The 12269-nt window shown below is 41.8% G+C and carries 13 protein-coding genes; 10 read left to right on the top strand and 3 right to left on the bottom strand.

Going from position 1 to position 12269, the window contains the following annotated elements; translation table 11 throughout:
• Positions 1 to 35 precede the first annotated feature (35 nt).
• Entirely contained in the window at positions 36 to 392 is a 357-nt protein-coding gene (gene hpf, locus ACHUGF_RS01685; protein WP_394129036.1) for a ribosome hibernation-promoting factor, HPF/YfiA family, read from the top strand.
• A gap of 243 nt (positions 393 to 635) precedes the next feature.
• On the opposite strand, the gene ACHUGF_RS01680 is transcribed toward hpf, so the two are convergent.
• Entirely contained in the window at positions 636 to 1364 is a 729-nt protein-coding gene (locus ACHUGF_RS01680) for a YebC/PmpR family DNA-binding transcriptional regulator (protein ID WP_394129035.1), read from the bottom strand.
• A 389-nt stretch (positions 1365 to 1753) separates the two neighbouring features.
• On the opposite strand from ACHUGF_RS01680, the gene ACHUGF_RS01675 reads away from it, so the two are divergent.
• On the top strand, positions 1754 to 2014 hold the full coding sequence (locus tag ACHUGF_RS01675; RefSeq protein ID WP_394129034.1) for a TIGR02922 family protein: 261 nt from the start codon (positions 1754 to 1756) through the stop codon (positions 2012 to 2014).
• Between the two features lie 52 nt (positions 2015 to 2066).
• Here the strand turns inward: ACHUGF_RS01675 and ACHUGF_RS01670 are convergent, their stop codons facing one another.
• Entirely contained in the window at positions 2067 to 2645 is a 579-nt protein-coding gene (locus ACHUGF_RS01670; protein WP_394129033.1) for a TetR/AcrR family transcriptional regulator, read from the bottom strand.
• A gap of 153 nt (positions 2646 to 2798) precedes the next feature.
• Between ACHUGF_RS01670 and ACHUGF_RS01665 the strand changes: the two genes are divergently transcribed.
• On the top strand, positions 2799 to 3854 hold the full coding sequence (locus tag ACHUGF_RS01665; RefSeq protein WP_394129032.1) for an alkene reductase: 1056 nt from the start codon (positions 2799 to 2801) through the stop codon (positions 3852 to 3854).
• Positions 3855 to 3957: 103 nt separating this feature from the next.
• Here the strand turns inward: ACHUGF_RS01665 and ACHUGF_RS01660 are convergent, their stop codons facing one another.
• Positions 3958 to 4980 (bottom strand): lipid A deacylase LpxR family protein, encoded by a 1023-nt coding sequence (locus ACHUGF_RS01660; protein ID WP_394129031.1) that lies wholly within the window; start codon positions 4978 to 4980, stop codon positions 3958 to 3960.
• A 308-nt stretch (positions 4981 to 5288) separates the two neighbouring features.
• On the opposite strand from ACHUGF_RS01660, the gene ACHUGF_RS01655 reads away from it, so the two are divergent.
• The 7 genes from ACHUGF_RS01655 to ACHUGF_RS01625 all read left to right on the top strand — a co-directional run bounded on the left by ACHUGF_RS01655 (position 5289) and on the right by ACHUGF_RS01625 (position 12247).
• On the top strand, positions 5289 to 5630 hold the full coding sequence (locus tag ACHUGF_RS01655; RefSeq protein ID WP_394129030.1) for a zinc ribbon domain-containing protein YjdM: 342 nt from the start codon (positions 5289 to 5291) through the stop codon (positions 5628 to 5630).
• 476 nt (positions 5631 to 6106) lie between these two features.
• The gene (locus ACHUGF_RS01650) at positions 6107 to 6811 is read left to right on the top strand and encodes a hypothetical protein (protein WP_394129029.1); all 705 of its coding nucleotides are present in this window, start codon (positions 6107 to 6109) and stop codon (positions 6809 to 6811) included.
• Complete coding sequence (locus ACHUGF_RS01645; protein ID WP_394129028.1) at positions 6811 to 7716, top strand: hypothetical protein; 906 nt, start codon at positions 6811 to 6813, stop codon at positions 7714 to 7716. Before ACHUGF_RS01650 ends, ACHUGF_RS01645 begins: the two co-directional genes overlap by 1 nt.
• Before the next feature lie 8 nt (positions 7717 to 7724).
• A complete protein-coding gene (locus tag ACHUGF_RS01640) occupies positions 7725 to 8852 on the top strand; it encodes a hypothetical protein (protein WP_394129027.1) in 1128 nt (375 codons plus the stop codon).
• On the top strand, positions 8849 to 10216 hold the full coding sequence (locus ACHUGF_RS01635; protein WP_394129026.1) for a hypothetical protein: 1368 nt from the start codon (positions 8849 to 8851) through the stop codon (positions 10214 to 10216). The genes ACHUGF_RS01640 and ACHUGF_RS01635 overlap by 4 nt, the downstream gene beginning before the upstream one ends.
• Before the next feature lie 10 nt (positions 10217 to 10226).
• Positions 10227 to 11522, top strand: coding sequence for a hypothetical protein (locus ACHUGF_RS01630; RefSeq protein WP_394129025.1), 1296 nt, complete (start codon positions 10227 to 10229; stop codon positions 11520 to 11522).
• Complete coding sequence (locus tag ACHUGF_RS01625; protein ID WP_394129024.1) at positions 11522 to 12247, top strand: hypothetical protein; 726 nt, start codon at positions 11522 to 11524, stop codon at positions 12245 to 12247. The genes ACHUGF_RS01630 and ACHUGF_RS01625 overlap by 1 nt, the downstream gene beginning before the upstream one ends.
• Positions 12248 to 12269 lie beyond the last annotated feature (22 nt).

The following is a 12269-nucleotide window of genomic DNA, read 5'->3' as shown; positions in this document are numbered from 1 at the left end:
ACGAATAATAGGCAAGCTGAATCTAAGGACACTTTATGAAAATAAATCTTTCTGGTCATCATGTAGATGTTACTGACACTGTAAAGCAACACGTCGACGAAAAATTTGCCAAAATTGCTAGCCATTTTCCAACCCTTATTTCTCTAGATGTCACCATTACTAAAGAACATGGTGAGTTTGAAGTTGAAGTCCGCACCCATTACGAAGGTGCAAGCGTTGCCGCGAAAGGCAAAGATCCTGTTATGTGGCCAGCAATTGCAGCTGCAAACAAAAAACTTGATGCTGCACTAAAGCATCGTAAAGGCCAATTAAAAGCGGATAAGCACGCTAAGCCAGAAGTCACTGCACCAGAAATTGCTTATGAAAAAGTCCAAGAGATGGACTTACGTTAATCCTGATATTAATACCAATTAGCACAAGTATGTGATCATTTTTACTGGTTAAAATCGCTTATAACTTCGTTATAAATTTTGAAGCTAGAACAACTAGCTAGCTGCAATTTAAGCCTTGTTCTTAGTGATTTTTCCTACGCAATCTCTGTTCACTTATTTATCCAAATTGGTATCAGGCATAAAAAACGCAGCATTTGCTGCGTTTTTTTATGCCTATCTGCCAACACGTTGGCAGTGAAATGCTTAGTGGTCTTGGATATCTGCATTGTGATACACGTTTTGTACGTCGTCACAATCTTCCAGCGCAGCGATAAACTTATCGAACATCTCGATGTCTTCTTCGTCAGTGATCTCAGCCATGGTTTGCGGTACGAATGACAAATGCTCAACTTTAAAGTCGATGTTTGGCATTTCTTCGATAAGGGCATTACGCACTTTATTGAATTCAGGTACTGGCGCAAATACACTGATCATGCCATCTTCAAGTTCAACGTCTGTGACATCAACATCAGCCATCATCAATAACTCAAGAATAGCTTCATCATCATCACCTTCAAAAACAAATACAGCTTGATGATCAAACATGTGTGCAACAGTGCCTGGGCCACCAAGTTTCGCCCCGTTTTTAACAAACGACTGACGAACTTCAGTGAAAGTACGCTTACCATTGTCGGTTAAGCAGTCCACAATCACCATGCAGTTACCAGGACCAAAGCCTTCATAACGTGCGGTATCGTAGTCTTCACCACCGCCACCACGGGCCTTTTCTATTGCACGTTCAATAACGTGTGCTGGCACTTGATCTTTTTTAGCGCGTGCAATCAAACTGCGTAAGGATAAGTTACCGTCTGGGTCAACACCACCTTGCTTGGCGCAAACGTATATTTCTTTTCCGTAGCGCGAATATAAACGGGTTTTCTGACCGGCTGTCTTAGCCATGGATTCTTTACGGTTTTGATATGCTCTGCCCATCTTAAATCTCGTATTTTTCTAATTTGTAATTTCAAAATTGTCATCGATTCTAGCAGGATTAGTCAGGGCTGTTTAGCGTCATTACCAAAAAAGTGGCAAAAAGTGCTGAGGAAAGCCAACCAGATCAAAGGAAGGTTAATTTACACTTGTTTGTAAATCGTGACTATGTAAACTGTACGTTGCGTAAAAAGTTAACCGTTTTGAGGTGTTTTGTTTGCATTTGCATACATTGCTTATGGTTAGCTGCATGATGGCATGGACGTCTCACAAGTCTAGAAACAGCTTTACGCTGCATAGGCAAAAAATATAACAAGAAAACGCAGTTGCTCCTCGTACAAAGAGCAGTAACCAACGTTCACCCAGAAAATACTGGCAACGAGAGTCTTAATATGAGTGTTGAACCCCAACAAGTACTGTCATCAACCAATGACACAGGCAAGGCAACCGTAACCGTGTTGTATTACGAAGAGCCTGTCAGTCTAGAGATGCATAACGAAGTGCTGAAAGATTTAGATATTGGCGCATCTGGACGTGTGATGATCCCAGATTCATTCAGGCGTGGTAAATCGATTATTGCCGTATTGGATGGTGAATGTCGTATTCTAAACGCGTTAGGTGAACGGGTTTATGCCCATAAAATAGTGGTATAAATCAGAGATAACAAAACGGTGCCTGAGTGCACCGTTTTTTAATGCAGGGCGATTAAATAATATCTTGCAGCAGCTTGTTTGCTAGCGGCATCAACATCTGCTTTTGTGGGTGTGTATGAGCATAAGTGCGCAAACCAAAAATCCCCATAATCAAATATTGCGCTAATAACTCACTTGGTTGCGTGTTGGTAATTTGCCCGGTTTGTTTGCCTTGCTCTATTACTTGCATTAAAGCCGACTCCCAGCCTTGAAAATGTTGCTCAACAACATGGCGTATTTGCGCATCTTGTTCGCCCACTTCACTTAATGATTTCCCTAACAAACAGGCTCGCGCAGCGTCACCGCTCACACACTCATCAACAATGTGGTTTAAGTAAGTCTGCAAATTAGCTTGTACATCGCAGGTATTATTGAAGAAGGTGTCAAATTGCTGAGTTTTGTCTAACTGATATTGTTCGATAGCAGCAAGCAGCAACCCTTTTTTATTCTCAAATGCACAATAGATTGACCCAGGATGCAGCCCTGTGGCTTTAGTGAGATCTTGCATGCTGGTTTTGGCATAGCCATTAGTTGTGAAAGCGCACATTGCTCCTCTAAGCACTGACTCTCTATCAAACTCGGCATTTCTCATAATGTTATCTCTTTTGTTTTGCAGCAATATCAGCAGATAGTTAACGCTTTATAGCTAAACAGTCTATCTAATTTTGAATAAGCATTCAAAAATTTGTTGAATGCTCATTCAAATAAGATTATCTTGAATGCTCATTCAACAACGGAGTGCCCGATGACTGCCAATTTATTCACGCCATATCAGTTAAACGAAACCTTAACACTGCAAAATAGAATCCTTATGGCGCCATTGACTCGTTGCATGGCAGACAATGACTTAGTGCCAACTCAGCAAATGGCCGATTATTATGCGCGTCGTGCACAAGCTGGTTTGATTATAAGTGAGGCGGTGATTATTCGCCCTGATGGTCAAGGTTATCCCAATACTCCGGGCTTATTTACTCCAGAACAAATTAAAGGCTGGCGTGTTGTGACCGATGCAGTGCATCAGCAAGGCGGTAAAATCTTTGCTCAGCTGTGGCACACTGGTCGTGTCGCGCATCCTCATTTCTTTGGTGGTGACAGTGGTGAAGGCGATGTGTTATCTGCATCAGATGTCGCCATTGAAGGCAGCGTGCCACGCATGCGTGAACTCACTTATCAAACACCTACACCTGCAAGTATTGCACAAATTAACCAACTGATTGCTGACTATGCACAAGCCGCAGCCAATGCGATTGACGCAGGCTTTGATGGTGTAGAAATTCATGGTGCTAATGGCTATCTCATCGACCAATTCCTGCATTACGATTCCAATCGTCGCCAAGATGAATACGGTCAAACACCAGAAAATATGTCGCGCTTTGCCCTAGAAGTGGTTGATGCCATTACTTCACGTATTGGTGCTGATAGAACCGCATTGCGTTTATCACCTGGCGCTTATTTTAATATGCAAGTGGATGCAAGAGATCGCGATGTCTTTGATTATTTACTGGATCAATTAGCCAGTCGTAAATTAGCTTTTTTACACGTGGGCATTTTTGATGATGCTATGCAGTTTGAGCATCTAGGTGGGCGAGCATCGGACTATATGCGCAAGCAATATCCACATACCTTAGTCGGTGTTGGCAGCTTTAGTGCACAAACCGGCAGTGAAGCCATTGCAAATAATCGTTTTGATTTACTGGCAATCGGTCGACCATTTATTGCAAATCCAGATTATGTGGAGAAAGTGCAATCGGGCGCAGAGCTAGTTGAGTACAGTGAAACCATGCTAGCTGAGCTAGTGTAAACCCAGTTTTAAAGTAGTGCTGATATCTCATCAACCCCAAATTAGATGGTATTAGTTTTCACAGCCGCAATGACTATTGCGGCTTTTTTTATTGGGTAAAATACTAAAACAAGTAGCTAAAACTAAGCGAACCGAAGCCGTGCCAATCTGATGGATCGGTTTCAAACTCGCTGGTGTAGTATTTCACAGTGAATTCGGCTGACCATGTAGGCGTAGCCCAAACGACACCGGTTAATACTTGGGTTTGATGATGTGTGATATTAGCCTTTGATTCATAATTGATTTCTCCTTCAAGGGTTAAATCATTGAATCGGTAGCCGGTTTGAATACGATGGAACACCTGCCAATCACCACTCGTTTGCGCCACGCTACTGAAGTTTTGCAACGCGCCGTCAATACTGGTTAATTTGCCAAAGCTATTAGCCAAATTACTGCCCCAGCGTAACGACAATCCACCCAGCGCTTGAGATCTAAAATTCCCCGCACTGAGCTGAGCATAAGGCGCAAAATCCCACTGAGTATGCTTAAAAAAGGGTTGGCGAGTTATTAAATAGTCGGCTTCATAGGTTAATTGGCCAATAAATTGGTTTTGAACTTGATAGTCCCAACCGTTGGGTTTCTCTGAGTTAGTGATATCGTGAACCCAACTTTGGCTTTTCTCTGCACCTGAAGCTGGGCCGATGACACCCAGAGAGAGTTGTACTTTTTGAGCGAATTCATCACTAAAGCTGCCAAAATAGCTATTGAGCTCCAATGTACCAGCATAAGGGCGGTCGTAGGCTTGGGGAAAGTCATGCTCAATTTCAATTGGGGTCCACATTCGCTGGTGAATATTATATCCCCATTGATAGTGTTGGCTGCGGTCAGATAGCGTTAACCAGCTTAATCCCTTAATTAACCAGCTGGCCTGATCAAGTTCATTCATCGCACCAGTTTGCCACCCGAGTAGGATGCCATTAGAAAAGTCACCATCACTGCCGACAATGATGTCGTTGTCCATGTTAAAAAACCAATGATTGGCCCAAGCTTTACTGGTCGTTAGAGCACTCATTGCTAGGACACTGATGGACAAACACAGGCATGACATGGCTAAATGTTGCTTTATACGACGTTGCATTAATCCCATAACAGCCTCCTTATTTGGCACCTATCACTATCATCATGATATGCCATGCGGTAGACAAGTTAAGCCTTGTTACAATAGGTATCACTAGGAGGACGGAGTATGAATTGCCTCATTTGAAAGCCTTGGCAGTGGGCACTGCTCCGGTTGATGAATACAAATTGGATAATTTTCATCGACTAATAGAAGTGTGATGTCGCGAGTATTGCTCACCTAGCCCTTGTATCAGAATTTACTTATAATAATGTGCATCTTTCGCTGAAACGCACCAATCTAATTGTTTTAGCCTTATTAATTAAAGAGAGTCTGCCATGAGCAATATCCCACCATGCCCAAAATGTGAATCAGAATACGTATATGAAGACGGTTCTCAATTAATCTGCCCTGAGTGCGCTCATGAATGGAATCCGAATGAAGTAATTGAAGACCCAGATGCCATCATCTTAAAAGATGCAGTAGGTAACCTACTGGCTGAAGAAGATAAGGTCACTTTGATTAAAGATCTAAAAGTAAAAGGCTCATCACTGGTATTAAAAGTGGGTACTAAAGCCGTTATCAAACGCTTTGTCGATGCCGACCATGACATCGATTGTAAAGTTGATGGCCACGGCCAAATGATGCTGAAATCGAAGTTTGTTCGTAAACAGAATTAAATTTAAATTTTAGCTGTGTAGAAATTACACATCAATTGTATTAAAAGTGAACAGCCAGTATTAGTTATTTACTAATGCTGGCTTTTTTATTTAAGTCCTATCTAAATAATATTATTCGAAATAATCAAACACCATATTCTAAGTGAGTAATAATTATTAATTACACCTTCAAACTTAATGCATTACTTCTAATTGTATAAGCATCAAACTGTTAATGTTAAGTTAACTCCTGACTTACATTGATGCTGGATAAACTCTTTGTCATTAATGGTTTATGTTCTTATAACGTGTCATTTTGTATCTAAATGGCAAAGTTTGAGATGTGTCTATCCAAATATCTAGAAATATTTGTAATAATTTAGTTGAGGATGTTTCTTGGTTGTTATGTGTATTCTGCATTGCGTTATACATTTTATGCATAATTAATTTATGGGAATGTTCGTATCAGGATTAATAATAAAAAAAGGAAAGGAACTTTGAAGAAGTCACTTATATATGCACTAGTTTGTGTACCTCTGTTTACTGGATGTGCCTCAACGTCGGATGATAAAGCTGCAACAGTAGATCGCAACCAACTTGTAAGCGAGCTAGCAACTAAAATGGATGAGGTTGGCTATAACCAAGTTGCGATTCAACCAGGTGTTGATGAGTTTCTAAACATGGCCGCAGCAATATTAAAGCGTCAGCGTAATGTTATAGGAGAATACCGCAAGCAAACGGATCATTACCGAGATGTACAAGCATTTCTGTTCGCTTATAAAGATGCTACACCTGAAGAGTTAGCACAGGCTATTGCTCAGTTTGATGCAAGCGCTATGAGTGAAGAAGAAAAAATTGCTCCTAAAATCAATGCTTACTCGGAAGCAAACGAAGTCATTGTAAGTGAGAATTCTGAGCTGGCAGTTACGATTACAACTGAAGTGGCTAAATCAGCTTTAATTTTATCAGAGCATGGTACAGCTGTTGCTCAAGCGACTGCTGTAAATATGGGTGCTTCGATGTTTAGTTCATTAATGAGCGATGATAAAGAAAAGGACGCACCTCAAGATATTGGTTCTGCTCTATTAAAAGCTAAAGATCAATTATCACTCGCACTTGAGGCTAATGAGATCATTGAGTTAGAACAAAATACAATTCAAGCAATTCAACAACTGCAACAAGAGCAAGAAGCGAAAAGCTAATGATGTTGAGAGTTATTGCTTGTGTATTGGCAATTTCACTTCCCCTCACCGTAAATGCTACTCCTGAGTGGGTGTTAAACCCACCACAAAATGAAGAGTACATTTTAGGTGTAGGGGTTGGGAGTGACAGAGCGGAAGCTAAAAGCGCCGCTTTGAGCGAAATCGTTTCACAACTTAGTATCGATTTTAGTGTTAAACAAGTGCAATTAATTAGTGCAAACGACGCTGTTGCTGATGTTCGCTTTAAGCAATCCAGCCAAATGAGCTCAATTCCATTTTCTCTTGAAGGAATAGAAGAGCTTAATTCTGCTAAGGATGAGCAACAGTTCGCTTTACTCTTAGGAATAAAAAAAACCACCTTAATTGCAGGCTTACACAATAGGCTTACGATTCTTTCTCGCTTGTCCCCTGTGAAACAGAACCCCAATAAACGTTTTATTTGGGCGTTGAGTTATGGTCAAGAGCTCGACGATGCCAATCGGCGTATTCGGGTACTTGATTTACTCGGTGAAGATACAAGTTCATATGTAGCACTACTTACGCCGTTGTTGAAAGAGAGACGAACAGCCCTCGACTTAGTGACCTTGCGAGTGATTGCTAGCCAAGAGTTAGCGCCAATAAAGTCAAGCATACTCAAAAGTCTCCCGCAAACGGGTGAAAGCGTGCTTTGGTTAAAAGCCAATCTCACCTGGAAATATGACAAGCAGAGTGTCAAACCGAAAGTGCTTGCGAATTTACATTTGACGATAACTGAGCCAGAGCCTCCATTTAAGGAGTTATATCGTCATACATTAACTGCACAAGCAACGGCAAGCTCTGTCAAAAAAGCCAAACAATCGGCAATAGATCAATTACAAACCCAAGTTAAATCCCCAATTAGTCAATGGATGTTAGATAGTCATTAGGATGTGTTATGAAACTGCTTAAATTTGCTTCTCTTTCTTTGTTCTCGGCAGCACTATTAGTGGGCTGTCAAAGTAAACCCGCCCAACATACCCAAGTGAAAAAGGTAAGTAACCGAGCTTCTAATGCCGAAGTTGCAAAGAGTGCATATGACTTCAAAGACAGTGATATCAGGGTACCTTCTTACTTCGACACTCAAGGATTAGAGCGGTGCAACTTTGATGTTAACAATGAAAATGAAGGCTGCCCATTAAAGAAACCTATTGTGCGTATGTACTTTGATGTTGCCCGAGTAGGTGGTGAAGGAGAGGGCGTTAATGCTTTATCCGCATTTGATGATCAACGCTTATTGATGATGTTGGAAAACCAATTTGCAGGAATTAATCGTTTTAGAATTATTACTCGTGATGATGAAACCGTAGCTCAAGAACAACAAATTTATCTAGAGCAACAAGGAGCAAGTGAATTAGCAAAACGTGTCGGCCAGCATTCAGTTCTAAAGCCAGATTTTATCGTCAAGCTTGATTCGATGCGCACTGTAAAAACCGAAGGCAGCATCACCAGTTGGATGGATTATACACTTGAGCTAACCAGTGCCGTTATCAATCCATATACCCGTGAAAAATTATCACACCCCAATTTAGGTAAAATTCGAGTCAAATCTGAAGATATTCGCGAACGCTCAGAACTTAAGTTTGTTAAAGCCAATAATCGATATGTCAGCGGATACAGATACTTTGATGAGGCACATGTTAATGCCGTTGTAAACGATATGGCATCACGTGGCATCGATATTCTTTTAACCCGAATGTTGACTGAAATGCCTGCAACTACCCAAGTACTCGGCATTAAAGGGAACCAAATTAGTCTAGACCGAGGGCAGAACGCAGGTGTTTTACCTAATGAAACAATGATTGTGTTTAGTTATGAAGCAGGTTTCATTGAGCCTATTGGTGTGGCGCATGTCACTCCTTCAGCTAATAGTGCAATTGGTGAAATCACACGTTGGAAGAGCGGTGATTTGGCTGGAAACATTCAAAAAACAGCTAAGAAGGGGATTTATCGCCCTGCAAGCGGTATGAAAATATTTGCTGTTTCGGTTGGTACGCCCAATGGTTTCTTGGAGAAGCGTACATGATCAAGCTAGGCGTAAGTTTATTGATGATTGTGTCTTCAACTGCACTTGCAGAAGTACAAGTGCAGGCTGATGGCACAATTGAAACTGTGTCTTGTGCATATGGGCGTGGAAGTACAGCTATTGCAGTAGCTAAAGCACAAGGAACGGCTGATATAGCTGCGTTTGTGCAAGGAAATAAAAGTCTTGCAAGTCATGATGCTAATCAACAACTACAAACCGGGATTGATGACAGCACTGTGCAAATGTACGAGCAAAATAGATCGCTGTTGTTGGAAGGTTTAAGCATGAATGCGTTGCAAATCTCAACATCATCACCAACATTAAGTGGTAATGATACTTGTGTGACGGTTGGTGTAGCCATGCATGCACTATCTGCACCCTCTGAGTCAGAGTGGGCTGATGAAATTGAAAGCATTAGCGTCACTGTGACTGGAGAGGGCTGGCCCAAAAGCGGGCAAACTGCACGGTATCATGCAGAAATGGATGCCCTTCAAAGAGCTGTATCACAAGTTGTGGGTGTTTGGCTGAGCCAGCAACATAGCCAGTCATCTCAAATGAGCTTACAGCTAAACAATGGTTCAGAAACAACCAATATGCAGGAGTTTATTGGTCATCAACTATCCACTCATACTGAAGGTTTGGTAAAAGAGTGGCAAACATTGGACGCTAAACCTATTAATAATGATGGCTTGCGAGTGACGGTTCATGCGGTGGTGGACAAAGCCCCTTTAATTAAGAAAACATCTGATTTATTAGATGTCATTGGATCACCTAGAGTCAAAGTTATCGCGCCTGAGCCATTATACTCAGAGCTATCAGCTTGGCTTGGTCAGCAAGGAATTGAAGTTGAGCCACATGCCAGTCTCGTTATACAAGCCACTTCCAATATATCGCAAACTAATAACACCAGTCGCCTTCATCTATCGGTTGCGGTGAATGATTTGAATGGAAATCAATATGGCCATTGGAAAAATAATCCAGCGTTAATTGCACTGCCAAGTAACTCAAATGCCGAATATAACCTTATGTCAGTTCATCTTGCTCATGAGGAGCAAAGTGAGGCCTTACAAGCCTCATTGAAACAAGCATTTACTCAGGTAGTCGCACGTGGCGGAATTGTTCGGCAGCTATGGCTTCCACAATCACATATATCCCAGCCTGAAAAACTGCAGAGCATGCTGAGTACCCTAGGTGGCGTATCAGACGTTGCCATTGGTCGTCAGGGCCGCAATATTGTTGCCAGCATGCGCTTTAAAGGTGCGACTGGAGAGTTAGCGCAAGCTATTCACCAAATGTTTAACAGTGCTGGAGTACAGCTACCAGCAATCAATATCGAAAATGATTTTACCCTCAGATATCAGTAAGGAAGCTATTTTGAAATTAAAAATAATAACGTTAGCAATGGCATTAGTCATGCCTTCATTTGCCAGTGCAAATTTAGATTTTGATTTGACGGATATGGTGCCAGCCAGACCAGGAACATCAGTTGAAAACGCAGACAATGTGGTCATGAAAGGCGATGCGGTAGCCGGTACAGATGCTTCACAAGCTGTTGCTGTTGCTCACCAAGCTTTAATTGAGAATGATGAAGATGGTATCAAAATGATCCAAGTGGGAAGTGGCACTGGCATTTTATCCATCGGCAGCGTGAGCTATACAAGTTATGACAATATCAATGCAACCTTACTCTCTAAACGTGGTGCTTATAACCAAGCGTATTTAGTTGCCAAAAAGCAATTGATAGAAAACATGAAGGGCGTTGAGCATCAGTGTAGTAATTTGGTTTCTGTGAGCATGGATGTCATTGATACTGGTGTTGAAGGAGTAGCAAATACACAAACTAATCAAGCGGAAGCTTGTAAAGAGTCTGTTTCAGGGTCGCTTGCGGGTTTTGTCACCTTTGATGTATTTGATGATTTGGAATCAAAAACAGTAAGAGTAAGTTTGATATCTACGCCAAAAACGCGACAACAGATAAGCAAAAATACTGGTGCAATTGCGGTGACGACTGAACCTAACAGCATTTTCAAACAAGTAGTCAATGACATTCGAGGTGGTGTATTACCGCCTGTAGGTGCGAAAGTATTGACTCATGCGGAAACTGGTGAAGTGATTGTTATGGGCTATGGTTCAGCGATTATTCGTCAAAACAGAAATAAAAGTGTTGCCAACAAATTACGCGGAGCTGCAAAGTCACAATCACAAACGCGTGCGCGTTCAGCCTTGCTTGCAACAATGCAAGGTGAAAAAGTGTATTGGCAAGGCAGTTTTGATGAAAAGCAAATGGAAAGCGCTCAACAATTCCAGTATGACGACCCGTACATGAAAGATCCTCAACAGGTGAAAGTGCTGGAGGAGGACCGTGAAATGTTCTTAAATCAGATGAAAATTTCAGATGATTACTCAACCTTAGCAAAAGGAAAGTTACCTGCAGGTGTGAGTGTTAAAAGCTTCACGAGTGAAGATGGATACTGGCAATATTCTGTGGCGGTATATTCTCCAAGCTTAGAAGCTACAGCGCGCCAAGCAAACAAAGAAATGCAAGGTGGTAGCACGTTAAAAGGTAGTAGTACTGCAAGCTCTAAAATTAAAGCTGTTGGCGGTGTGAATGAAAACAGCGCTAACCCACAAGGTGCATCAGGCAAAGTATCGACGACTGAGGAGCTATAATGCTAGCCGTTATAATGGCTGCTTCTGTTTTCACTGGTTCGATTTCCGCAGATTCTGCGGGGATCTTCCGTGAGGAAAGTGCTTTCTTTAATAGTGAAGTACAAGGCAAAATCGCGAAGGTTACCTCAAAGAAAAAGTTATCAAATGGTGCTTTACAAGCAGCCTGTCGCAGAGCGTTAAGTATGCCAAACCGTTATCAACTTAGGCAGTCATTGCAACGGCAGACGGAGCAAATCTTGCCTACCTCCGTCAGTTTTATTGACGCAAGCATTACCAACTTTACACACAATAGAACCGCTGATGGTGTGGAGTGCCAAGGAGATGTGGTTGTTAATGACGAGTCCTATAACCTCGCTGGGTTGGCTATAGTTACCGCTTGGGCCGCTGCTGAGAAAAATGATCTTAAACTACTTAGGCCTATGCTGAAGTTAGCATTATCTCATGAAAAAACGCAATCTGATGCCGTTGCGCTTATCGCCAGCCAGACAGATGCCGTCTCTGGGCTAGCATATTTAGATCAACACCTTGTTCCTCAACAAATTACTTTGGATCAAGGTAAGTTGGCTGTCGGGAAAATGTGGTTAGCTGATCAACGCTATCAAGCCGTCATCGATTTAATGTCTTCTTGTGATCAAACATCCTGTCGCCAAGTCAGTTTGAATGCGCAGGTTGAATTAGAGGCTTTAGAGCAACAACAGGCTGATGACTTAAGTAGCTATTTCTAGAGTGCAGCCGCTTTATAAGGAT

It is taken from the genome of Shewanella maritima, from assembly GCF_043643735.1.
In the GTDB taxonomy this organism is placed as follows: domain Bacteria; phylum Pseudomonadota; class Gammaproteobacteria; order Enterobacterales; family Shewanellaceae; genus Shewanella; species Shewanella maritima_A.
The sequence above is the reverse complement of the archived record's forward strand: the minus strand, read 5'-3'. Positions and strand labels throughout refer to the sequence as shown.

Excerpts from the sequence above, each read along its gene's own strand:
- ACHUGF_RS01660 (WP_394129031.1), bottom strand. The coding sequence starts at position 4,980 with ATGGGATTAATGCAACGTCGTATAAAGCAACATTTAGCCATGTCATGC.
- ACHUGF_RS01655 (WP_394129030.1), top strand. The coding sequence starts at position 5,289 with ATGAGCAATATCCCACCATGCCCAAAATGTGAATCAGAATACGTATAT.
- ACHUGF_RS01670 (WP_394129033.1), bottom strand. The coding sequence starts at position 2,645 with ATGAGAAATGCCGAGTTTGATAGAGAGTCAGTGCTTAGAGGAGCAATG.
- ACHUGF_RS01625 (WP_394129024.1), top strand. The coding sequence starts at position 11,522 with ATGCTAGCCGTTATAATGGCTGCTTCTGTTTTCACTGGTTCGATTTCC.
- ACHUGF_RS01675 (WP_394129034.1), top strand. The coding sequence starts at position 1,754 with ATGAGTGTTGAACCCCAACAAGTACTGTCATCAACCAATGACACAGGC.
- ACHUGF_RS01665 (WP_394129032.1), top strand. The coding sequence starts at position 2,799 with ATGACTGCCAATTTATTCACGCCATATCAGTTAAACGAAACCTTAACA.
- hpf (WP_394129036.1), top strand. The coding sequence starts at position 36 with ATGAAAATAAATCTTTCTGGTCATCATGTAGATGTTACTGACACTGTA.
- ACHUGF_RS01680 (WP_394129035.1), bottom strand. The coding sequence starts at position 1,364 with ATGGGCAGAGCATATCAAAACCGTAAAGAATCCATGGCTAAGACAGCC.
- ACHUGF_RS01635 (WP_394129026.1), top strand. The coding sequence starts at position 8,849 with ATGATCAAGCTAGGCGTAAGTTTATTGATGATTGTGTCTTCAACTGCA.
- ACHUGF_RS01640 (WP_394129027.1), top strand. The coding sequence starts at position 7,725 with ATGAAACTGCTTAAATTTGCTTCTCTTTCTTTGTTCTCGGCAGCACTA.
- ACHUGF_RS01645 (WP_394129028.1), top strand. The coding sequence starts at position 6,811 with ATGATGTTGAGAGTTATTGCTTGTGTATTGGCAATTTCACTTCCCCTC.